This is a genomic window from Streptomyces sp. Edi2 (assembly GCF_040253635.1).
Taxonomy (GTDB): Bacteria; Actinomycetota; Actinomycetes; order Streptomycetales; family Streptomycetaceae; genus Streptomyces.
Genome location: NZ_JBEJGX010000003.1, coordinates 4,928,757 through 4,950,282, shown reverse-complemented (window position 1 = coordinate 4,950,282; position 21,526 = coordinate 4,928,757). Strand labels below are relative to the sequence as shown.

Here is a 21,526-nt window from a genome sequence, read left to right as displayed (position 1 = left end):
ACTCCAGGGCTGTGAATATCCCTGTCACCTATTCCAGCGACGAACGGCCACTTCTGGGGCTCATGGGACTCCCCCTCAGAGCAGCGCGCCGACTACAGCGTGTAATGGGATGCTTGCGCCGAGGGCGCCAACGGCCCGCAGGCAAGGGCTGGAGCGGATCGGCGTCCGGCGGCGGAAAATGCGTCCGGACATGCGACGACCCCCGCCGGGGGGGAGAGCGGGGGTCGTCCCCACGGCCGACTCGGGGGGGAGGAGCCGGACCGGGTTAGCACGGTCGCGAACGATCCGTGACTTCCATGGTGTACCCGAGAGCCTTCTCAGGCAAACCCACGCGCCACACCTTACGCCGAATGGTGGGCGCCTATGCTCGCCCCGTGGAAAACCACTCCGTGCCTCACTCGACTCCCCGTACTGCCGCGTTCTTCGACTTGGACAAGACCGTCATTGCAAAGTCGAGCACGCTGACCTTCAGCAAGTCCTTCTACCAAGGCGGCCTGATCAATCGGCGGGCCGTACTGCGCACTGCGTACGCCCAGTTCGTGTTCCTGGCGGGCGGCGCCGACCACGATCAGATGGAGCGTATGCGGGAATACCTCTCCTCACTGTGCCGCGGCTGGGACGTCGCGCAGGTGCGGGAGATCGTCGCCGAGACGCTGCACGATCTGATCGACCCCATCATTTACGACGAGGCGGCCTCGCTCATCGAGGAACATCACGCCGCCGGACGGGACGTCGTGATCGTTTCCACCTCGGGCGCCGAAGTCGTCGAACCGATCGGTGAACTCCTGGGCGCGGACCGGGTGGTGGCCACCCGTATGGTCGTCGGCGAGGACGGGCGCTTCACCGGTGAGGTGGAGTATTACGCGTACGGGCCGACCAAGGCGGAGGCCGTCCGGGAACTCGCCGCATCCGAGGGCTACGACCTCGAGCGCTGCTATGCGTACAGCGATTCGGCGACCGATGTCCCGATGCTCTCGGCGGTCGGTCATCCGTACGCGGTCAATCCGGACCGGGCACTGCGCCGTGAGGCGACCGCGCGCGATTGGCCGGTTCTCTCCTTCAATCGTCCGGTCCCGCTCAAGCAGCGGCTCCCGGTGCTGACGCTGCCCTCCCGGCCGGTGCTCGCCGCCGTGGCGGCGGTGGGTGCGGCCATGGCCACGGCGACGCTGGTCTGGTACACGAGCCGGCGGAAATCCACAAAGCCACAGCTTGGCCTTATCGGCCGGACCGGCCGCGCTGCCCGCAATGCCCGCGTTTGGAGTCAAACGTAAAGATCTGCAGGTGGGGGTTCCGCTTGTCCTGCCCGAGTAGTACAAAGGACTTAACGGCCCGCGAGACCAAGGACATCCGAGAGGAACACCTTTAACGCAGGAAGTGGCCCACGGACCGATGCATGAATGCCAAGCACCCACGCGACGCCGACCCGTCGATTACGGGCCAGCCGCACCAGGTAACCGGACGAAGATTCCGACCTGATGGGCATATATGTCAGCACGCATGGTAACTAGGCGGACATGCCAGCGGCGGTACCACCCATTGGTACCGCCGCAACCCTGTTCAGGGGTGAATGAAGCAATGCTTCCGGAATTCTTGCGCCCCGACCGAAGCTTTCGCTGCGGCTCCTCTTATGCCGCGCCGCGCTGCAGCGCCTCACAGACTGCGGTGCTCTCCCGTACGCCCAGTTCCACCGCGCGTCCGCAGTGTGCGATCCACGCCGCGACACCCTCCGGGGTGCCGGACACATAGCCGTCCAGGGCCGCGACATAGGCCGCGCGCCCCAGTTCGGCGTGCCCGACCTCGGCAGGGCAGATCGACTTCGGGTCCAGCCCGCTGCCGATCAGCACGATCCGCTCCGCGGCCCGCGCGACCAGCCCGTTACAGGTGGCGAACGGCCGCAGGGCAAGCAGCTCGCCGTGTACCACCGCCGCGGTGACCAGGGCCGGGGCCTCGGTTCCGGTGAGCAGCAGCCGCGACAGCCCGTCCAGCCGCCCGGCGACCTCGTCGGCATCCGGGAGCGGCAGCTCGATGAGCGGTTCGTCCACCGGCTCGGCGGCCAGCCGGGGCCGCCCCACGGTCTCGTCCGCCGTCCCGCCCGACTCTCGCGGCCCGTCGGCCCCGTCGGAGCTCCGCCCGCCTCCGGATGCCGCCACCAGATGGAGCCGCGCCAGCACCCGCAGCGGCGACTGCCGCCACACGCTGAGCAGCTGTCCGGCCTCGGCCGTCAGCCGCAGGGCCGCGCCGACCGTCCGCGGTTCGCCCTCGACACCGAAGTCGGTGCGTCGCCGCACCTCTTCGAGCGCCCAGTCGGCCCCCGAAAGGGCCGCGGAACCGCGCGCGCCGCGCAGCGCCGCCTCGGATGTCACCTCATTGCTGCGGCGTCGCATGACCCGGTGCCCGTATACCCGGTCGACGCCCTTGCGTACGGAGTCCACGGAGTCGGCGACTCCCGGGAGCGAGGCCAGGGTCGCGAGCGGGTCGTCGCTCGCTTTCGGGGGTGCGGGGGACGTCCCCCGGGTGTTTCCAGCCATGGGTACGACCCTACGCACCACGGAGCCCGACCCCTCGAAGGAGTGGTCTTCCTCACGCGGAGCTCTCACTCAGAGCGATATTTCGCTTACCCTTGGTGAACATGAAGATCGCTTTCGTAGGCAAGGGCGGCAGCGGCAAAACCACCCTGTCCTCCCTGTTCATCCGGCATCTCGCCGCGGCCCGGCTCCCCGTGATCGCCGTGGATGCGGACATCAACCAACACCTGGGCGCCGCCCTCGGCCTCGACGAGACGGAGGACGCGGCGCTTCCCGCGATGGGCGCCCACCTCCCGCTGATCAAGGACTACTTGCGCGGCAGCAACCCGCGGATCCCGTCCGCCGAATCAATGATCAAGACCACCCCGCCCGGCGAGGGGTCACGGCTGCTGCGGGTCGGCGAGGACAATCCCGTCTACCAGGCCTGCGCCAGGACGGTGAAGCTCGACGACTCCGCCGTACGGCTGATGGCGACCGGGCCGTTCACCGAGTCCGACCTGGGCGTGGCCTGCTACCACTCCAAGGTCGGCGCGGTGGAGCTGTGCCTGAACCACCTCGTGGACGGCCGCGAGGAGTATGTCGTCGTCGACATGACGGCCGGCTCCGACTCCTTCGCTTCCGGGATGTTCACCCGCTTCGACATGACCTTCCTGGTCGCCGAGCCGACCCGTAAGGGCATCGCCGTCTACCGCCAGTACAAGGAGTACGCACGTGACTTCGGCGTGCCCCTGAAGGTCGTGGGCAACAAGGTGCAGGGCCCCGAGGACCTGGCGTTCCTGCGCGACGAGGTGGGCGACGACCTGTTGGTGACCGTCGGCCACTCCGACTGGGTGCGGGCCATGGAGAAGGGCCGTCCGGCCCCCTTCAGGCGCCTGGAAGAGGGCAACCGCCACGCCCTGCAGACGCTGCACCGCACGGCCGACGCCGCTTACGGGCGCCGTGACTGGGAGCGCTACACACGCCAGATGGTGCACTTCCACCTCAAGAACGCGGAGAGCTGGGGCAATGCGAAGACCGGCGTCGACCTCGCGGCCCAGGTCGACCCGTCCTTCGTGCTCTTCGAGGGAACGGCTGCCCCACAGCCCGCCTGACCTGCACGCGGGCGCCGGCGGGCGCGGCCGGCCAGGCCGGTTGTCCGCCGGCACGGAGGGCGCCGCCATGGAGGAGGCCGGGACCGCAGGGCGCCCTTTCGGACGACGCTTTTCCCGCTCCGGGCATCGACGCTCACCTTCCGAGTGACGCACCGAAATAACCGCGCACCACCACCTTCATGGTTCATACGCAAAGAAGGAGCAGGGAAGAAAGGGCAAGCCAAAAACCGCCGGATTCATCCGATAGGGGGGAGGATGACGGCAAATGCCGGTAAAAGATTCCCCTTTCCTTTACCTGTCATTACGGTTCATTTACCGATGCTTGGGAGTCGCCGGACCATCGCCCCACAGCGATGACCGCCGGCCGGCTCACGTCCCGCCGCAGTACACCGCCGCCCCACGATCGCGCCCCGCGCGACCGCGTCGCCCCGGAGGAGACGGGAATGCCGCAGATCGAGAAGTCACCGCCGCAGCCGCCGCGCACCTCGCACCCCACCGAGATCCCTTCCGGTGCCCCTCCCGAGCGTCCTGCGCCCCGCGGGCCCGGACCTCGCACCAAGAAGGCCCGCCGAGCCGCTTTCCTGGGGGACCTCTCCGCCTCGGCCGTCGTCTTCCTCCTCGCCGTCCCGCTGTCACTGGGCATCGCCCTGGCCACCGGCGCCCCGCTCCAGGCCGGACTGGTCGCCGCGGTCGTCGGCGGCATCGTCGCCGGCCTGCTGGGCGGCGCCCCGCTCCAGGTGAGCGGCGCGGCAACCGGCCTCCTGGTGGTCACCGCCGACCTGGTCCACCGCTACGGCTGGCGCGCCACCTGCGCCATCACGGTCCTGGCCGGGCTCACCCAACTCGCCCTGGGCGCACTGCGCGTGGCGCGGGCGACGCTGGCCGTCAGCCCGGCGATCGTGCACGGCATGCTGGCCGGCATCGGGGTCACCATCGCCCTCGGGCAGCTCCATGTGGTGCTCGGCGGCCGCCCCGACGGCTCGGCGCTCGACAACGCGACCGCGCTGCCCGGCCAGGTGGCGCATCCGCACGCCACCGCGCTGCTGATCGGCGCCGTCACCGTCGCCGTCCTCATCGGCTGGGGCCGGCTGCCGGGCCGCGCCGGGCGGTGGGCGCGCGTGCTCCCCGCCCCGCTGGCCGCCGTGCTCGCCGCGACGGCCGTCAGCACGGGAGCGGCGGTATCGCGCGTGGAACTGCCGTCCTGGCGGCTGCCCGAGCTGCCCGCGCTGCCGGACGCGTCGCTTCCGGCCCTGGCCGCCGCGGTACTGACCGTCACCCTCGTCGCCAGTATGGAGTCGCTGCTGTCGGCGGTGGCCGTGGACCGGCTGGCCGCCGAGCGGCCGGGCGCTCCCACCGGGCCGACGCGGCTCAACCGCGAGCTGGCCGGGCAGGGCGTGGCCAATACCGTCTCCGGGCTGCTGGGCGGACTGCCGGTCTCCGGAGGCGCGATGCGCGGCTCGGCCAATGTGCGGGCCGGTGCGGCCACCCGTCGCGCCACCGTGCTGCACGGCGTATGGGTGCTGGTGTGCGCGGGCCTGCTGGCCGCGGTACTGGAGATGATCCCGTTGGCCGCGCTCGCCGCGCTGGTGATGGTCGTCGGCGTGCGGATGGTGAGCTTTGCGCACATCCGGCACGTCCAGCGCCACCGCGAATTCCCGGTGTACGCCGCCACGCTGGGCGGCGTCGTGCTCCTCGGCGTGCTCCAGGGAGTAGTGACGGGCATCGCGGTCGCGCTTTTCCTGGCACTGCGCCGGCTGACGCACACCCGTATCACCGTGACGGCGGAGGCCGACGGCTACCGGGTACGCGTCAGCGGGCAGTTGACGTTTCTGGCGGTGCCACGGCTGACCCGGGCGCTGGGGCAGGTGCCCGCGCACACCGATGTCGTCGTCGAGCTGGGCGGCTCGTTCATGGATCACGCCGCCTACGAGGCGCTGCAGTCCTGGTCCGGCGCCCATCGGGCGCACGGCGGCTGGGTGACCCTCGGGGGCCGCTCGGGCCGGCCGATCGCCGAGCCGGCCAGTGCGCACTCCTGCCGTCCGTGGACGCCGTGGCGCAACCATCACTGCACCCGGCCCGCCGCGGACCCGGCAGCGGCCCCGGAGAGCAGCGGCAGCCAACTGCTGGGCGGGGTCAGCGCGTTCCAGCGCCATACGGCTCCGCTCGTGCGCGAGGAGCTGGCCCGGCTGGCGCGCGAGGGCCAGCGGCCCCGTCAGCTATTTCTGACCTGTGCGGACTCCCGGCTGGTCACGAGCATGATCACATCAAGTGGGCCGGGTGATCTGTTCACCGTGCGCAACGTCGGCAACCTGATGCCGCCGCCCGGCTCGGATGCTTCCTGCGACTCCGTGGGGGCGGCGATCGAGTACGCCGTGGAGGTGCTGCGGGTCGGCTCGATCACGGTGTGCGGCCATTCGGGGTGCGGTGCCATGGGGGCGCTGCTGGGCGCCGCCGCGCCGGAAGAGGCCGAGCCGACCTCGCTCACCCGCTGGCTGCGCCACGGCCGGCCGAGCCTGGCCCGTATGGAACGCATCGGACGGCAGGGGCGGGGCGAAGTCTCGCTGAGCGGACGGCCGGTGAGCGACGACCACGAGCGGCTGGCGCTCGTCAACGTCATGCAGCAACTCGACCACCTCAGGGAGCACGCCTGTGTGGCCCGCCGGGTGGCCGAGGGCACGCTCACGTTGCACGGCATGTATTTCCATGTCGGCGAGGCCCAGACCTACGTGCTCGACGAGGCGACCGGGCGGTTCTGCCCGGTCCGCGGTGAACCGGCACCGGTAACGGTCTGACCTGCACGGCCGCCTCACAACACCCTTGGAACAGCGCCCAAATCGACAGGTCTACACCAATATTTGTCCACAGGCCTTGTCAGGGCCAGGCGCGGGCTGATGAGCTATGACCTGGGGACACATCGGACGCCCTGGGATTGGAAGAAGTTGTGAGCAACGAAAGCCTGGCCAACCTGCTCAAGTAGGAGAGGGAAGGACGCTCGCGCACTGACCTGCGGTTATGCCGCAGCGCGCCGTCCGATTGGGGCCGGGGCTTCTTCCCACACGGCCACCGGTACCGCGTACGGCGCGGTTTCCTCGCCGTCCGGTCCGGTCATCTTCGGGTACGCCCACACTCCACGCAGCAGCGTGCGCAGCATGGCGCGGCGGGTGTCTACCGGGGTGATCTCCCAGCGGTCGACCAGTCCGCGGATGACCGGCAGATAGTCGGCCTTGATCGGGTCGGGGTCGGCTGTGGCTGCGTCGAGTTCAGCAAGCTCGGCAGTGACTCCGGTCTGTTCCTCCGTGAGACGGTCGCGCTCCCGGATGTAGCTGTCTTCGGGGATGATGCCGCGCGAGACCAGGCTCGTTTGTTTGTCGAGTTCGGCCTGTATCTCTTTGAGCTTGTCCCGGTGTCGCTTGCGGGCTGCTTCGATCCGTCCGGCTGCTGTGGTGGGTGCCTCCTGCTTGTTCTCCGGGTCGTTCGCGGCCTCGGCGGCGAGTTTGGCGGCCTCGACCTCGATCTCCGCGTCCCACTCTCGTAGGCGCTTGCGTACGGCTTCTTCGACGACCGTGCGAAGGATGTATACGCCGTCACATGTGGCGTTGTCCTTCCGGGCCGAGCATCGGAAGACGTACCCGTTCTTGCGGATGAGCACCTTTCCGGCGCCGTAGGTGGCACCTCCGCCGGCTGCCGTCGCGCCGCCGCAGCGTGCGCACACGACCAGTCCCGATGTTGGGTAGGAGGGGGCGCGGTTGTTCGAGGGCTTGTCCCTGGCGAGCTTTCGTCTGCGCTGGTACTCCTCCCATACGTCTTCTTTCACGATGAGTTCTTGCGCGCCCGGAATGAAGATTCTCTTTTTGCACAGGGCGGCGCGGTGAGTGCTGCCGTCTGGGTCTGCTGGGGGACAGTCGCAGTCGGCGGGGTGGTAGCGCAGCCATCCCGCGGGAAATCCGGAGTCCATGTAGCGGGTGAGTCCGGTCTGTTGCCATGGGGTGCCGCGGGTGCCTACGTAGCCCTTGCGGCCAAGCCATTTGGTGAGCGACCCCATGGGTTGGCCGTCGGCGGCCCGCTCGTACAGGTCGAGTGCGAGTAAGCCCAGCTCCTCGTCTGGCTGGTACGCCTCGGGATGGATGGCTCCCTTCTCGTCGAGGCGGCGGCGATGCCAGATGTACCCCCATCGTTGTCCCCCGGTGGACGGTAGGCCGTGTGCGCGGCGGTGTTCGCGTGTCTCTGCCCACTGCTCGCCGATGCGGTCGCTTTCGAACTCGGCGAACTTGAACGCCATGCCCATTTGCAGGCGGCCGAATGCGGTGGTGGTGTCGGCTGCTTCTGTTGCGGACTCCAGTCGGCCGCCGACGTTTTCGAGTCTTGCGAGGTTGAGGGCGTTTCCGTGGCGGGAGCGGCCGAATCGGGAGTAGCGCCAGACGGCTATGCCTCGTGCCCGCTTCTCCTCGACGATCTTGAGTGCGCCCATGACTTTGCGTTTGAAGGTGCGGCCGGAGATGTCGAGGTCTTCGATCCACTCGACGATGTGTCGGTTGTTGCGCTTGGCCCATGCCTTGATCGCGGCGCGCTGGATGTCTGGGCTGATTTTGTCTTCGTAGTAGGTGCTGACCCTGATGTAACCGACCCATGGCTCACAGTTGCGCTGCGAGCCATGGAACGTTGCAGGTGTCTCCGTCAGCGTCACAATGCCTTCTTTTCCTCTCTTTTGTGAGGGAGCGGACAGATGTGGATCACGTTGTCCGCGGTGTGCTCGGGGGTGGCGTAGTCGCCGCCGCGAGGGGGCGGCGCGGTGTGTTGGTCAAGCAGGCCACGGGCGACATGGTCGAGGGCACGGCGGTAGCCGGCGTTGTCTGCTTCGGCGAGCTGGTCGGCGGTGACGCGGTGCGCGTTGTGCACGGTGTGAGCGATGAGCGGCGGCATGCCGATGAGGGTTAGGAAGATCCCTCGCCGCATCAGGCTGTCGCTTCCGCCGAGCAGGCCGAAGGCGCCTATCACGATTCCTGCGCCGAGTAGAGCGAGGGTGAGTGCGGGCAGGAGTCGGCTGATCACTGTGCCTCCGTGGCGTTGGTTCTATGCGAGGCGGCCCTCGTCATTGCCGGGGGGTGGCTGGCGTTGCAGGGTTTGGGTCATCGAGATGAAGACGCGTCGCGCCTGGTCGTCTTCGATGCCGAGTTCGGTCGCGGCCTGCTCGGGTGTGATGCGGCGGGCGCCTAGCTCTGGCTGGCGTACGGCCTTAAGTTCGTCCTCGTCGAGGATGCCGGCGCGTACGAGTACGTCGCTAAGCGGCAGGTGTAGAGCCTCGGCGAGTAGGGCGAGGACGCGTGTGTCTGTAGCGCCGTGGCCGCCCAGCATGCGGCTAACGGTTGCGCCGCTGATCTTTGAGTCTTTGGCGAACTTGCCTTGCCCGCCACCGCGGGAGCCGAGGTCGTACCCGCGGCTTGTGAGTTGGTCTCGGAGCCACTTGGCGAACTGCTCGGGCGTTCTGTTTGTTCGTTCCATGGATGGAACATACCGCGCGCGGATAATTGCGGGCACGCCAGGTTCTGGCCACGCGTGGCCGACGTTCGCCCCATGGCCGGATTCCCCCTCCTCTTAGCCGATCTGTGACTGATTCTGAACGTCCGTCACCTCGATGTCAACGCATAAGAAACCGGCCGCGCGGTATGAATTTCAACCCGCATGCCCCCGCTGAAAATTCGATCGCAGATTCGATCACCGTGCTAGCGTTCCAGCCCTGGAAGAAAGCGATCCACGCCTGGAAGGACATTTACTGTGTACGACCGCGCCACCTTCATCGCAGCCGCCCAGGATGCAGGGGACCGCTCCCCCTCAGACACGGCGAGACGCTTGCAGGTGGCACGAAACACGGCATGGCGCCTGTGGAACGGACACACCGCGCCATCTGCCGCACTGGCCGCCGCAGTTGAACACCACTACGGCGTATCCGCCCGGCAGTTGATCAAGCCGACACGGAGCGCCGCATGACGGCGCCGAGCCTGACCCGTCGACAGGCCATGCGTGCCGCCGCCCTCGCATGGCAGAGCGGATGCGCCGCCATGGACCGCATGACTCCTCCGGCCGCAGCTCGCGCCTGCTACGTCCCCGACGGCCCCTCACTGGCCGAACTCGAAGCGGCCATACGCGCCGACCGCGTCGCGCGCGCACTGCTGCACCGCGCCGCCGCCTGAACCACGCAGGACACCCGGCAGCGCCCACGACGCCACCACCACAAGGAAGGCGCCCGATGTTTCTCCCTCAGCTGTCCGCCGACGGCCTCGCCGTCCGCTTGCCCATCGCTGCCCGCGTCGAGCAGCTGCTCGATGACCTCGCCCTCGCGTACGCCGAGGACCCTGACGACCTCGGCCGGATGCTCGCCCGCCACGCGGCGAGCGTCGTCCGCCTTGATCACGCCGTCGTGAGCGAGGACATGGCCGAGTACGAGCGCGCCATGCGCGCCGCCGAGGCCGACGCCTCGCGCGAGGCCCTGGTCGACCAGTGCCCAAGCGCCGTCGGCCTCGACGACCTGCTCGGCCCCGAAGACGCGATCACCCTTGCCCGCCGGATCACCCGCCTTGCCCGCCACATCCGCCCCTGCACCGCACAGAACAGGAGCCCGCACCCGTGACCGTCACCACCCTGCCCACCGCCCTTACCGATCCGCGCGTCACCCCGGAGCTGTTCGCGCGCCTGGTCGAGGCTGTCACCGGCCCCGCCGCAGGCCCGTCCCGCACGCCGGAAGTGGTCTACATACCCGCGCCGGACGGCGCCCCCGCCGACGCGCCCCGCGTGTTCGCTGCGGTAAGTGCCGTGATGCGCGACGCGATGCCCGTCGGGAAGAACCAGCGCAACGAACAGCAGAACTACGCCTTTCGCGGCATCGACGACGTGATGTCGGCGATGGCCGGCCCGCTCCGTACGCACGGCGTTTTCATCCTGCCGACGATCGCCGAGCACCAGCAGCAGCGCGACGGGAAGATGACGCGGACCGTGATCACCATGCGATATCGCGTCTACGGGCCCGCAGGTGACTGCCTGCTCGCCGACGTGCCGGGCGAGGCGTTCGACTACGCCGACAAGAGCACCAACAAAGCTCAGTCCGCCGCCCTCAAGTACCTGTTGTTCACCCTATTCATGCTGCCCGTGGACGGCCGCAGCATCGATGACGCCGACCGCCAGCACCCGACCGCGGAGCCGACGCCCGAGCACCGCGCCGAGCAGCAGCAGCGACAGCGGCGACAGCAGGACCGGCGCCAGCAGCGCGGGCAGCAGCCGCGCCGCAGCAACCGTGCCGAGGCCGGCCCGTGGGAGCAGCAGCCCCAGCAGGCCACCGCGAACCCGTCGCGCGACTATCTCGCCGAGGCGACCGCGGCCCCGAGCCCCGAGGCGTTCGCCGCGGTGCGCGCCGCCGCCGTCGGGGCCGGCGCCCCCGCGGACTACCTCGCGCGCCTTGACGCCGTCGCCGCCCAGAAGCGGACCGCAGCCAGCCAGCCCCAGCGCCGCAGCGCGCCGGCCGCAGCCGATCAGGAGCACGCCGCCGCGCTCGGCGAGATGTATGACGCTGCACGCTCGGCCGGACTGGTTGACAACGCCGAGGCCGACCAGACGTTCGCCAACCGTTACGGGCGCCCGCCCACCGAGGCCAGCGTCGACCAGCTGCGCGACATGCGCGACGACCTGCTCGAACACGCCCGCGCCGGGGGTGCCCAGTGACCGCCCCCGAGCAGAGCGCCGAGTCGCTGCGCGACCTCGCCGTCGAGGCCGCCGCGTTGAAGCTGCTCGCCGAGCGCGTCGTCGTCGCCCGCAAGGACGTACAGGCCCGCACACAGCGCGCACTCGACGCCGCCGCCGAGCGCGACGGAGTCGAGCGCGTCGCCGCCACCCTCCCCGGCGGCGAGACCGTCGCCACGATCAGTCTGCGCAAGGGCGAGACCGGGCCCGTTGTCGTCGACGAGGACGCGTTCGCCCGATGGGTCCGGCAGACGTTCCCCGACGAGCAGTGGACCGAAACGGCGATCGTGCGCCGGGTACGGCCGTGGAAGGCCGCCGAACTGCTCGCCGAGATGGCCGCTGCCGGCGCCGCCCGCGTGGTCGTCGCCGAGCAGGTAGACGAAAAGACCGGCGAGGTAGTCGCCGACGCCGTTCACGACGTGCCCGGGGTCGCCATCAAGCCCACCCGCGCCCGCACGCACGCCGTCACGTGGCGCAAGGGCGGGAAGGACGCGACCGCCGAGGCATGGCGCACGGGCGCCCTCGCCGGTCAGCTCGCCGCCCTCACCGCCCGCGAGGAAGGGACAGCAGCATGACGACCCTCGACGACGCCGCGCGCCTGCTCAGCCTCCCGACGCCCGCGCCCGTGCCCGGACAGGTCACGTTCGACGGCGCCCCTGCCCGCCATGTCCCGGACGGCCTCGCGAAGGCGTTCGCCGCCCGTACGCGGGCCGTCGAGGGCGGACACCGCGAGTGGACCGGCCGCCCCGCGTCCGGGGGAGGAAGGTTTCGCCACCAGGGCCGCGACTACACCGCCGCGCGGGCCGCGTTCATCCTGCGGACCGGACGCGAGCCCGTCGGCACCGTGCGCCCCGTATGCGGCCGGCCGAAGTGCTGCGACCCTGCCCACGTCGACGACCAGGCCGCCCGCCAGCGCGACCGCGCCGCCCTCGCCGCCGTCAAGGGCATGGAGCACCGGCCACCGTCGTGCAACCACGAACAAGCCGTTCACGGCCGCCACCGTGCCGACGGTAAGCGGTACTGCAACGCGTGCAACAACCCCAGTTCCGAGCCGCCGAGTTGCGGGCACGGCAACCCCACGTGCGGCGCCCAGCCGGCCCGCCCCTACCCGTGCGGTTCGCGGTGCGAGGAGCACCAGCCCGCCCGAACCCGCCCGTACTACGCCGCCGCATGACGGGCCCCGGGGCGAGGACGAGCCGACCGGCCCCTCGCCCCGGGCGCCGCACCCTGTAAGGAGCACCCGCCTTGTCTTGGTTCAAGGTCGACGACACCACGCACGCGCACCCCAAGTTGCTGCGCGCGGGTAATGCCGCGCTCGGTCTGTGGGTCCGTGCAGGCGCGTACGCCGCCCAGCACCTCACCGAGGGCGCCATCCCCGCTGTGGTCGCCCAGCTGTACGGCACCGCCCCACAGGCCCGAAAGCTGGTCGCCGCCGGCCTGTGGCACGAGCACGGCCACACCTGCCCACACCCCAAGTGCAAGCAGCCGCCACCGGGCGACTACTACATGCACGATTTCTTGATCTACAACCCGACCCGCGCCAAGGTCGAAACCGATCGCGCCGCCGCCGCCGAGCGCCAGCAGCGGGCCCGCGAGAAGGCAGCCCAGCAGCGGAACCAGGAATGTAATCCCGCTGATTCATCGGCGAATCGTCCGCGAATCAGCGACGATCCGTCGACGGAAAATCTCGAAAGCCGCGCGAATCGGATCGAGTTCCCCGGCGACATCGCAGGTCAGGGCGCCCTGTCACAACGTGACGGTATGGACCCGTCACGGTCCCCCCGACCCGACCCGTCCCCTACTACCTCCTACGGAGGTAGTAACCCCCCTACCCCCAGGGGGAGCAGGCGCCCGCGGCCGAGATGTTCACCGCCTGGTGGACGCGCTACGGCCGCGCCACCGCCCAGGGAAAGACCAGCGTTCGCCGCGCCATCGAGGAAGCCCTCGGCAACGGCATCGCCCCGCGCGAGTTGTGGGCCGCCCTCGACCGCCTCGGAACCACGTCGAAGCCCGTCACTGGCGGAACGCTGCAATTCGCCCTCGCCGACATCCGCAAGACCCCCGCGGCCGGCGCCGACGTGATCCCCCTCGCCGCCGGACCGCGCCGCGGCCGAGTCGCCCAAGCCGCCCACCTGTTCGCCGCCGCCCTCGCCAACACCCCGGAGGAGACGGCCCAGTGATCCGCGAACAAGTCGCCGCCCTGCTCGCCTACGCCGTCAAACTCGACCCCCGCAGCGCACCCACCGACCAGGCCGCCGCCATGGAAGTTCTCGACCAGTGGGCCGACCTGCTCGCCGACGTACCCCCGACCGCGCCCCACCCAGCCGGCCGCCACTGGGACGCCTCACAGGTCGTGCGCCACCACATAGCGACCAGCCCCTACCCGATCAAGCCGAGCGACGTGTCGCGCAAGTGGCACGACTTCCGCCGCGACGTAGTCGACCGGCACCACGACCCGTTGCCCGCGGCCGACCCGGACGACCCGGCCGCCTACCGCGCCGCCCTGGTCGCCGACCGGACCGCCGTCGCCACCGGCGCCGCGACCGCCTCAACCGTCAAGGAACTGACCGGCGGGCGCACACGTGACGAGCGCGACCAGTTCGCCGAGCAGCGCCTCGCCGCCCTCGGCGACTACGTCCCACGCACCGTCGCGAACGCCCTCGCCGAGTTCCGCCCACGCCGCGCCGAGCGCGAACGCCTCGCCGCCGAGGGGCTACCCGACCCGCTCGACGTGGCGTGCCCGTACCAGCAGTGCCGCGCCGAGGCAGGCGCCCCGTGCATGAACCACCGCCGCAACCCGCGCCGCACCGCGCACCCCTCGCGCCTCGACCTCGCCGCCGCACACCACTACACGCCCCAGGAGCCGGCCGCATGATCCCGGCCGCCGCCATCGCCGTCATCCGAGCCGCCGTCGAGAACGCCCAACGCGCCGAACAGCCCCCCGAAGACCTCGCCGAACAGGTCGTCAGCGAACTGTCCGCCCATGGCTGGTCGATCGTCGACGCCGAGCACGAGCCCCCGCCCAGCAGCCGCCACAGGGGGCGAAATCTCTGGGCCAAGGTCCACGCATGCGCGCTATCTTCCATCCATGGATGGTTACTGACCATCGCTGGAAGGACATTCAGGCCGACTACATCCCGCAGGAGGTACGCACTATGGACCGGACCTCGCCCGACCAGCGGTTCGCCGCGAAGGTCGACACGGCCGGACCCCTCCCGCTCATCCGCGGAGTCCTCGGCCCCTGCCACCTGTGGACCGGAAGTCTCAATGACAAGGGCTACGGCACCTTTTGGGCCTACGGACGCACCGTCAAAGCCCACCGCTACGCCTACGAACAGGCCAACGGCCCCATACCCGATGGCCTCGAAGTCGACCACCGATGCCGGCGCCGAGACTGTGTCGCCCCCGGCCACCTCGACGCCGTCACTCACCGCGTGAACATCCTCCGCTCGACGAACCACGTCGCCGCCCGCGCCGCCGTCACGCACTGCCCCGCGGGCCACCCCTACGACGACGCCAACACCTACCGGGCGCCCAACGGAACCCGGAAGTGCCGCGCGTGCAAGAACGCCCACAGCCGCGCCGCCCGCGCCGCCAAGCGCGCCCCCCAGCTCGCCCCCGTCGAGCCCATACGCCCCTGCACCGACCACACCCTCGAAAGGGCCGCGTAACCCATGAGTGGCGAGACCACATTCACCATGACCGGCAACGTCGTGAACGACCCCGAACTCAGGTTCACGCCCGGAGGCGCCGCCGTCGCCAACTTCCGCATTGCCAGCACCCCGAGAAGGTTCAACCGCCAGTCCAACGAATGGGAGGACGGCGAGCCTCTGTTCCTCGGCGTAGCTGTGTGGCGCCAGCAGGCCGAGAACGTCGCCGAATCCATCACCCGCGGCATGCGCGTGATCGTCGTCGGCCGCCTCACCCAGCGCCAGTACGACGCCAACGACGGGACCAGGCGCAGCAGCTACGAGATTCAGGCCGACGAGGTCGCCGCGAGCCTGCTCCGCGCAACTGCCGTCGTCACCAAGGCAACCGGAAATACCCAGGGCGCCCAGCAACCGTACGGCCAGCAGCCCCAGAGCTACGCCCAGCAGCCCGCCGACGACCCGTGGGCGACCCAGAACCACGCCGACGAGCCCCCGTTCTGAGAAGGCCCCGCGACCGGTCCGCGCGACCGGTCGCGGGCCCGCCCGCGCGCGCGAGCAGCGCCTCGCCGCCTCGAACCGAGACAGGAGCTATGCCCCATGACCCGCGTTCCCGCCGCCCCGCGCCGCCCGGCCGGCCTCGACGCCCTGCTCGACCGCGTCGCCGCCCAGTTGCCCGCCGAGCAGGCCGTCGCTGATACCCGGGCATCGCTCGCTTTCAGCGCCGACGAGCAGTCGCCGGCCCTCGCCGCACTGCGCGACGCCCTGCTCGACCCGGCCGAGTACACACCGGCCGCCGCCCTCACGACCGCGTACGTCCTGCTCGCCGCGCACACCCGCGAACTCGCCCACCTCGCCGAGCAGCACACCGCGGAGACCCGCGAGCAACATGGCGTAACCCGCAGCTCGCGGGGCCTGCTGACCGGCATGGGCAGCATTCGCAAGGTGCTCGACCGTCACGCGACCAGCCTTGACGACCGGGCCAGCAAGTGAGCGGCGCAGCGTGGGCAACCCTCGCCCTGGTCGTCGCATCCGGCGTGTTCCTCGGCCTGTTGGCATTCCGCCCCGGCCCCCTCGGTGACCGCCGTACCCGCGCCCATGCCGACCGCGCCCTGTTGCGCCTCGCCCGCGGCGAGGGCGATTGCCCGAGCAGCTGCACCACATGCCGCGCACTGACCGAATGCACCAAGGAGAGCAACCCGTGAGCCGCCGCACCCAGCGCGCCGCCGAGCGCGACGCCCGCCGCGAGTCCCTGGTCGTCCTGCTCGCCCGCGTACAGCGGGGCGTACCGCTCACCGCGGCCGAGTCCGACTTACTGCGCGCCCACGTCGAGGCCGAACTCGCCGAGGGCGACCAAGCCCGCCGATCGGCCGCCGGACAGGCCGCCGCCGTCCGCCGCGAGCAGCAGCGCACCCGCGCCGCCGAGGCCGCCATCACCGAGGCCGAGCAGGACCGCGACCGCGCCCTCGCCGCGCTGCGCGACGCCCGGCCCTGACAGTCACCAACCGCACTCCAGGAAGGGAGCCGCCCGCCATGACGACCCCCCTCGACCACGCCCCCTCGCCCCTCGCCCGCCGTGTCGAGGCCGACCTCGCCGCCGTACGTGAGCAGTGGGGCGACCTGCTCGCCGCCATCGGACAGCGGCCGGCCGCGGAGTGGCCCCCGCGTGAGCGCCGCGGATTTCTCGACCAGCTCGCCGCCGACGATCACACCGAGGACGACGAGCAGGTCACCGAGCCCATCGTCGGCCGACTCCCCTTGACCATCCGCGAGCACCCCGCCCCGCTCAACCTCGACGCCCTCGACGCCGCCCTCGCCGTCGAACGGGACCTGTTCAGCCTCGCCGACCGCGTCGCCGAGCAGGTACAACGCCCCATCCGCACCGCGCGCGACGCCCGCGGCCGATTCACCACTGACCAGGCAGACGCGGCCGATCCCGCACGGTGGCACTACCAGGCGCCCACCGCGCCCGGATCACGCGCGTACGGACTTCATTGGGCCGCCGTGTGGATAGCCGGCCGCGCCCTCGGCGAGGACGACGGCGACGACCTGTTCGCGCCGGTGCCCGCCCGCCTGCTCGACGAGGTCGCCGCGACCGCGCGCGAGGCCCGCCGCACAATCGAGCGCGCCCTCGGCCGCGACGGACGCACAACCGACCTCGCCAAACCGTGCCCCTGGTGCGACGGACACCTCACCGCCCACACCCACCCCGGGGGCGAGCCTGTGGTCGCCTGCTCGACCGGCGAGGCATGCGGCGCGCCCGTCCTGCTCGACGAGCGCCGGCGCCGGGCGTGGCGGGGCGCCGATCTGGTCGGCCTGTGGGTTGCCCTCTCCGCGCGTCGGCGGGGCGCCGGGGCGTAGCCCGGATCGTCCCAACGGCCCACAGGGGCAACGACGTTGAGCGACACCGCCTTTGTGATGCCACTTGTCAAAGCACTTGTGTAATCGCTTCACAAGTGGCTACAGTGACATCAGTGCCGGACCTCACCCGGCCAACCGAAGGGAGCAACCCCCAATGAACGAGATCGCGTTCGCCGAGCAGATGATCGCCGAGTTCGACCACGCCCTGAGTGGCTACGAGGCGATCAATGCGTGGGACTTGTACGAAGAGCAGTCTCGCGAGCGCGCGTGGTGGGTCGACCGCCTCCGGTCCCTGAAGGCCGCTTAAGGCCACCACCGGCCCGCCCTGCATCGGGGCGGGCCCCGCCGGACCTCACCCGGCACGCCAACGACCAAGGGAGCAACCCCCATGGACACCTACGCACACGGCTACGGCCTCACCGGCCACTACCCCAAGCCCGGCACCTACGTGAGCTACTGCGGGCGCGAACTCCAGCACGCCCCCAACACCGGCATTGCGGTCCGGATCTGCACCCCGTGCGCCAAGGCCGAGAAGCGCGACCGCGTCGAGGCCGGACAGGTCGCCGCCGACCGCGCCACCGACGGCCCGACCCTCGCCGAGCGCGCAGGCGTCCGGTACGCCATCGTCGGCACAGGCCGCCGTATCCACTACTCGCCCAATGATGACACTCTGTGTGGGCGCGAGATCACCGAGTACGTCAGCGATAGCGACCCGCTCGACCTGCTTGACCTGCTCAACAGGGGCCGCGAGCTGTGCACCCCTTGTATTAAGGCCGCCGAGAAGCGCGCCCGCGACCGCGCCCTCGCCGCTGCCGAGGTCGAGGTCGAGCAGGCCGTCGCCGAGGTCGCCGAGGCCGAGTCCGCCGACGGCACGTGGCGGGGCGAGTGGATCGGCCAGCAGGCCGACGACGGCCTGTTCCCCGTTGAACTCCCCGCGGAGCAGGGTGCGTTGTTCGACAACAGCGCGACCGACACCACCGCGCCGACCGCCGTCGAGGAGCGACGCGCCCCCATCGTTGTGCGCGCCAGCTTCCGCCGCGGCAACCTCGACCGCATCCGCGACAAGGCCGACGCCGACCGTGCCACGCACCGGGCCGAGTTCGACGCCCGCCGCGCCGCCGAGGCCGCACGCCACACCCCGGCGCCCCGAGCGGTCGAGGGCGTGGTCGTCGAGCACGCGGGCACTGCGGAGGGCAGCACGCCAGCCAACGCCACACACCCCAACGTGATCGCGGCCCGCGCCGCCCTCGACGGCCTCGCCGTCGCGCGCATGACCGACCACCACGACGTGACCGAGCCGACCGAGGCCGAGCAGGAAGTACGCGGGTACCTGATCGACCCCCGCGAAGGCGACCGCGTCGCCGTGTACTGGCTGGAGGGTGGGCGCATCATCCGGCGCGACACCCCGTGGCACGGCCCCGCACTGGACTGCCTCGCCGATCGTCTGCGCCGTCGCGGCTGGAAGGTCGAGAAGATGCTCAAGTCGTCGCAATGCGCTTTCGCGCACCGGCCGTCGACCGACTGACCACCGATCGGCCCGCCCTCGACCGAGGGCGGGCCCCGTCCTCGCCTAACAGGAGCTGCACAGCATGAGCACCAGTAACCGGCCGACCGGCCCCAACGAGGAGGGGAGCGCCATTGAGCAGCTGAAGGCGAGCATCCTCGCGGAGTTCGAGCGGTACGAGCGCACCCGGCGCGCCGAGATCATCGCAGCCAGCGACAGCCCCGAAGTAGACCTCACAGAAGAGGGCGAGGACCCACTCAGCCGCGACTACCTGCGATGGGTGGCCAAGAGCTACGCCCGCGCCCGCCGCGCCACCGAGCAAGGCGAACAGGCCGAAGGCGACCGCATGCTCGACCAGCTCACCGACACCCTCGCCGAAGACCTCACGCTGAATGACGCGCGCGTACTCCGTGTCGCGGCCGAGGCCGCCGTCGCCGCGACTCCCCGAATCGTCGTGCGCGCCGCCGACCGCATGCAGGTGCCGCGGATCGCCGAAGAGATCGGCCTCACGACCTCGCGCGTTTACACCATCTTGCGCGAAGAGCGCCAGAGGCAGACCGACCCCGAGAGCGGCGCCCAGTAGCCCAGACAGCAGCGCGGGCCCGGTCCGGCGACCTCACCGCCGTACGGGCCCGACTAACCACGATGGGAGCAACCCCCACCATGGCCGACACCAACCCTACCCAGCAGCCGCCGACCCCTTCGAACCTCCCACCCGCCACCGGGCGATCTCTGTCCGTGCGCATCCTCGACGACGGCATGTACGACGATCTGCGCGTGATCATGCAGACCGGATGCGACGCATCCGCCGCCGTCCGACAGGCCCTGTTGATCGCCGCGAACGTGTACTACGAAGCGTGGAACCGCGGGCACTACCCGACCGGCATCGCGCCCGTGATCACCTCAGCGAACATCGAGCCGTACCGGCCCGTCCGACAGGTTTACCAGGCCGTATGACGAACCGCGCCCCGCTGTACGACACAGCGGGGCGCACCACCCAACCGGACACGGGCCCGTCGTACAGGCGTGCGCGACACCCGGTCGCGTGAATCCGCACTGTCTGGCGAACCATGGCGGCCGGCGCGCGCGTGCCCGACGACATGACCGACACCGCGCCACAGGGCCCCGGCATCGTCCGCATTGACTTCACCGCCGACGACCTCGCCACGGCCCGCGCTGCCGCCGCACGCATCGCAACCCTGTGGGAGTCGACAGGAGGCGAACGCGGACAGCTCGCCGAGCAGGACACCCGCGCGAGCCTGTACGCCGACATCACCCGACGGCCAACACCGCGCCGAACGCTGGCAGTCCGCCGCCCGCACGTCAGGATGCACATTGCGAACCGTTACCGTTCCGTGATCTAATGGGCCCCGTCTTCGGCGTGCCCAGAAACGGACGCCGACCCCTCGAACGCCCCACCGCTCCCCCCGTGCGGCGGGGCGTTCATATGTCGCCGAGAGGTGACCAGCGATCACACCCGAGGCGATGGTGTTTAGCGCAGCCCATAGACCTCGCGACCCACGAATCGACAGGTCTCTACGAAGTCACGCGCCGCCGCCGGGGTCACCACATCGCCATGCACCGATGCATTCCTCAGATGCCGCAGGTCGTGAAAGAGCGAGACACCGCGCGGCGAGAGGCCAATGCTTTCCAGCGCACGAATCAGCTCAGTGGGCAGGGGAGGGGCACCATTCTTATATCTGCTCTCGGGCATGGCGTTCTTCTGCTGAAGCGTCTCCCGGCAAATCTCTTCCAGCACAAGCCAAGCCGAGATGACTGCCCCAATGGGTGAGGCCGTGGCTACGTCCCACGCCTCTTGAAAGGCACCGAACCTCGGGCCGTCATCCTCCGTCGGGCGCGGCTCTTGCCTCGACGTGGCCTCCCCCTGAGCTAGTCCTTCCGCCTCTTGCCGCATCTCGCGAGCATTCGTTGCGAACTCGACTGCCCCCGCTGGGGTTTCGAGTCTCGTCATGCGCGCCAAAGCCCCTTGAATATGGCCGCGCAAGGCCCACACGAGAACGACCGTCACGAGAGGCCAGACCAGCGCCTCTATGTACTTCAAGACCAGCTTTGCAACTTCCACCCCGCCATGTTGACGGTCATGCCCCCTGGCCAGGTGTCGCAGAGTGGATCGTGATCGAGGTGAGACATGGCCCGCCCCATCGACGACCGCGACCGTGAGCAGGTCCACCGGCTGCACACCGCGGGGAGGTCCCGGAACGACATCGCGCGAGCGATCAACCGCTCGCCCTCGACCGTGTCGAAGATCGCCGCCGCCCTCGGTCTCACTTTCGAGCGTGGCCCCGAGGTCGTCGCCGCCACCGAGGCGCGCCGCATCGACCTCGCCGGCCGCCGCGCCCTGCTCGCCGAGCAGCTGCACACCGACGCCGAGCACTTGCGGGCGCAGCTCTGGGAGCCGTGCACCGTCGGGGCGTTCGGCGGCAAGGACAACGTTTGGTCTAAGACCCGCCTCGACCGACCCACGTTCGGCGATCAACGGCAAATCCTCGCCGCGGCCGGCACAGCAATCGAGAAGTCACTCAAGCTCTCGCCGGCCGAGGGCGGCGAGGACGCCGCCCAGGTCCGTTCGATGCTCGGCGCCCTCGGCGAGGCACTGACGCAGGCCGCCGCCGACGACACCGACGACGGGGGCGCCGACGGGGGGTGAGC

General features: G+C 70.3%; 28 protein-coding genes. 22 read left to right on the top strand and 6 right to left on the bottom strand.

The genetic code is table 11. The features are described 5' to 3' along the window. Nucleotides 1-350: 350 nt before the first annotated feature. A complete protein-coding gene (locus ABR737_RS25390) occupies nt 351-1,271 on the top strand; it encodes an HAD family hydrolase (protein WP_350256917.1) in 921 nt (306 codons plus the stop codon). A 354-nt stretch (nt 1,272-1,625) separates the two neighbouring features. Here ABR737_RS25390 and ABR737_RS25385 read toward each other — a convergent pair whose 3' ends face one another. Then, nucleotides 1,626-2,528 carry a Fic family protein gene (locus tag ABR737_RS25385; RefSeq protein ID WP_350252532.1) on the bottom strand — a complete coding sequence of 301 codons (903 nt, stop codon included), beginning with the start codon at nt 2,526-2,528 and terminating at the stop codon, nt 1,626-1,628. Between the two features lie 101 nt (nt 2,529-2,629). Between ABR737_RS25385 and ABR737_RS25380 the strand changes: the two genes are divergently transcribed. Then, nucleotides 2,630-3,616 carry an ATP-binding protein gene (locus tag ABR737_RS25380; RefSeq protein ID WP_350252530.1) on the top strand — a complete coding sequence of 329 codons (987 nt, stop codon included), beginning with the start codon at nt 2,630-2,632 and terminating at the stop codon, nt 3,614-3,616. Between the two features lie 443 nt (nt 3,617-4,059). Next, nucleotides 4,060-6,408 (top strand): SulP family inorganic anion transporter, encoded by a 2,349-nt coding sequence (locus tag ABR737_RS25375; protein ID WP_350252529.1) that lies wholly within the window; start codon nt 4,060-4,062, stop codon nt 6,406-6,408. Nucleotides 6,409-6,626: 218 nt separating this feature from the next. Here the strand turns inward: ABR737_RS25375 and ABR737_RS25370 are convergent, their stop codons facing one another. The 3 genes from ABR737_RS25370 to ABR737_RS25360 are packed head-to-tail and all read right to left on the bottom strand — an operon-like array spanning nt 6,627 to nt 9,115. Continuing rightward, nucleotides 6,627-8,300, bottom strand: a complete 1,674-nt coding sequence (locus ABR737_RS25370) for a recombinase family protein (protein ID WP_350252527.1) — start codon at nt 8,298-8,300, stop codon at nt 6,627-6,629. Then, on the bottom strand, nt 8,297-8,665 hold the full coding sequence (locus tag ABR737_RS25365) for a hypothetical protein (RefSeq protein WP_350252526.1): 369 nt from the start codon (nt 8,663-8,665) through the stop codon (nt 8,297-8,299). Before ABR737_RS25365 ends, ABR737_RS25370 begins: the two co-directional genes overlap by 4 nt. A 21-nt stretch (nt 8,666-8,686) precedes the next feature. Then, nucleotides 8,687-9,115 carry an XRE family transcriptional regulator gene (locus ABR737_RS25360; RefSeq protein ID WP_262039825.1) on the bottom strand — a complete coding sequence of 143 codons (429 nt, stop codon included), beginning with the start codon at nt 9,113-9,115 and terminating at the stop codon, nt 8,687-8,689. Nucleotides 9,116-9,597: 482 nt separating this feature from the next. On the opposite strand from ABR737_RS25360, the gene ABR737_RS25355 reads away from it, so the two are divergent. From ABR737_RS25355 to ABR737_RS25325, 7 genes are all read left to right on the top strand, one after another. Next, nucleotides 9,598-9,804 carry a hypothetical protein gene (locus tag ABR737_RS25355; RefSeq protein ID WP_350252525.1) on the top strand — a complete coding sequence of 69 codons (207 nt, stop codon included), beginning with the start codon at nt 9,598-9,600 and terminating at the stop codon, nt 9,802-9,804. Between the two features lie 56 nt (nt 9,805-9,860). After that, nucleotides 9,861-10,241, top strand: a complete 381-nt coding sequence (locus ABR737_RS25350) for a hypothetical protein (RefSeq protein WP_350252524.1) — start codon at nt 9,861-9,863, stop codon at nt 10,239-10,241. Continuing rightward, nucleotides 10,238-11,326 (top strand): ERF family protein, encoded by a 1,089-nt coding sequence (locus tag ABR737_RS25345; RefSeq protein WP_350252522.1) that lies wholly within the window; start codon nt 10,238-10,240, stop codon nt 11,324-11,326. The genes ABR737_RS25350 and ABR737_RS25345 overlap by 4 nt, the downstream gene beginning before the upstream one ends. Then, the gene (locus tag ABR737_RS25340; RefSeq protein WP_350252520.1) at nt 11,323-11,919 is read left to right on the top strand and encodes a hypothetical protein; all 597 of its coding nucleotides are present in this window, start codon (nt 11,323-11,325) and stop codon (nt 11,917-11,919) included. Before ABR737_RS25345 ends, ABR737_RS25340 begins: the two co-directional genes overlap by 4 nt. After that, nucleotides 11,916-12,518, top strand: a complete 603-nt coding sequence (locus ABR737_RS25335; protein WP_350252518.1) for a hypothetical protein — start codon at nt 11,916-11,918, stop codon at nt 12,516-12,518. Before ABR737_RS25340 ends, ABR737_RS25335 begins: the two co-directional genes overlap by 4 nt. Before the next feature lie 688 nt (nt 12,519-13,206). After that, nucleotides 13,207-13,524, top strand: a complete 318-nt coding sequence (locus tag ABR737_RS25330) for a hypothetical protein (RefSeq protein WP_350252517.1) — start codon at nt 13,207-13,209, stop codon at nt 13,522-13,524. Then, a complete protein-coding gene (locus tag ABR737_RS25325) occupies nt 13,521-14,219 on the top strand; it encodes a zinc finger domain-containing protein (protein WP_350252516.1) in 699 nt (232 codons plus the stop codon). Before ABR737_RS25330 ends, ABR737_RS25325 begins: the two co-directional genes overlap by 4 nt. On the opposite strand, the gene ABR737_RS25320 is transcribed toward ABR737_RS25325, so the two are convergent. Further along, nucleotides 14,192-14,356: a hypothetical protein gene (locus ABR737_RS25320; RefSeq protein WP_350252514.1), complete on the bottom strand. Its 165-nt coding sequence runs from the start codon at nt 14,354-14,356 to the stop codon at nt 14,192-14,194. The genes ABR737_RS25325 and ABR737_RS25320 overlap by 28 nt on opposite strands. An 80-nt stretch (nt 14,357-14,436) precedes the next feature. On the opposite strand from ABR737_RS25320, the gene ABR737_RS25315 reads away from it, so the two are divergent. From ABR737_RS25315 to ABR737_RS25265, 11 genes are all read left to right on the top strand, one after another. After that, entirely contained in the window at nt 14,437-15,015 is a 579-nt protein-coding gene (locus ABR737_RS25315) for an HNH endonuclease signature motif containing protein (protein WP_350252512.1), read from the top strand. Between the two features lie 3 nt (nt 15,016-15,018). Next, nucleotides 15,019-15,495, top strand: a complete 477-nt coding sequence (locus tag ABR737_RS25310) for a single-stranded DNA-binding protein (RefSeq protein ID WP_262039813.1) — start codon at nt 15,019-15,021, stop codon at nt 15,493-15,495. 96 nt (nt 15,496-15,591) lie between these two features. Beyond that, nucleotides 15,592-15,984 carry a hypothetical protein gene (locus ABR737_RS25305; RefSeq protein ID WP_350252510.1) on the top strand — a complete coding sequence of 131 codons (393 nt, stop codon included), beginning with the start codon at nt 15,592-15,594 and terminating at the stop codon, nt 15,982-15,984. After that, nucleotides 15,981-16,196 carry a hypothetical protein gene (locus tag ABR737_RS25300; protein WP_350252509.1) on the top strand — a complete coding sequence of 72 codons (216 nt, stop codon included), beginning with the start codon at nt 15,981-15,983 and terminating at the stop codon, nt 16,194-16,196. Before ABR737_RS25305 ends, ABR737_RS25300 begins: the two co-directional genes overlap by 4 nt. Beyond that, entirely contained in the window at nt 16,193-16,486 is a 294-nt protein-coding gene (locus ABR737_RS25295; protein WP_350252507.1) for a hypothetical protein, read from the top strand. The genes ABR737_RS25300 and ABR737_RS25295 overlap by 4 nt, the downstream gene beginning before the upstream one ends. A gap of 38 nt (nt 16,487-16,524) precedes the next feature. Then, nucleotides 16,525-17,352, top strand: coding sequence for a hypothetical protein (locus ABR737_RS25290; protein ID WP_350252505.1), 828 nt, complete (start codon nt 16,525-16,527; stop codon nt 17,350-17,352). A 154-nt stretch (nt 17,353-17,506) separates the two neighbouring features. Then, nucleotides 17,507-17,659 carry a hypothetical protein gene (locus ABR737_RS25285; RefSeq protein ID WP_350252504.1) on the top strand — a complete coding sequence of 51 codons (153 nt, stop codon included), beginning with the start codon at nt 17,507-17,509 and terminating at the stop codon, nt 17,657-17,659. 81 nt (nt 17,660-17,740) lie between these two features. Beyond that, nucleotides 17,741-18,877 (top strand): hypothetical protein, encoded by a 1,137-nt coding sequence (locus tag ABR737_RS25280; protein ID WP_350252503.1) that lies wholly within the window; start codon nt 17,741-17,743, stop codon nt 18,875-18,877. Between the two features lie 64 nt (nt 18,878-18,941). Next, nucleotides 18,942-19,439, top strand: coding sequence for a hypothetical protein (locus tag ABR737_RS25275; RefSeq protein WP_350252501.1), 498 nt, complete (start codon nt 18,942-18,944; stop codon nt 19,437-19,439). A gap of 80 nt (nt 19,440-19,519) precedes the next feature. Continuing rightward, nucleotides 19,520-19,813, top strand: a complete 294-nt coding sequence (locus ABR737_RS25270) for a hypothetical protein (RefSeq protein WP_350252500.1) — start codon at nt 19,520-19,522, stop codon at nt 19,811-19,813. 113 nt (nt 19,814-19,926) lie between these two features. Continuing rightward, nucleotides 19,927-20,220, top strand: coding sequence for a DUF6207 family protein (locus tag ABR737_RS25265; RefSeq protein WP_350252498.1), 294 nt, complete (start codon nt 19,927-19,929; stop codon nt 20,218-20,220). 128 nt (nt 20,221-20,348) lie between these two features. Here ABR737_RS25265 and ABR737_RS25260 read toward each other — a convergent pair whose 3' ends face one another. After that, on the bottom strand, nt 20,349-20,939 hold the full coding sequence (locus ABR737_RS25260; protein WP_350252497.1) for a DUF4145 domain-containing protein: 591 nt from the start codon (nt 20,937-20,939) through the stop codon (nt 20,349-20,351). Between the two features lie 66 nt (nt 20,940-21,005). Here ABR737_RS25260 and ABR737_RS25255 point away from each other — a divergent pair, with 66 nt between their 5' ends. Then, the gene (locus tag ABR737_RS25255) at nt 21,006-21,524 is read left to right on the top strand and encodes a helix-turn-helix domain-containing protein (protein ID WP_350252496.1); all 519 of its coding nucleotides are present in this window, start codon (nt 21,006-21,008) and stop codon (nt 21,522-21,524) included. Nucleotides 21,525-21,526 lie beyond the last annotated feature (2 nt).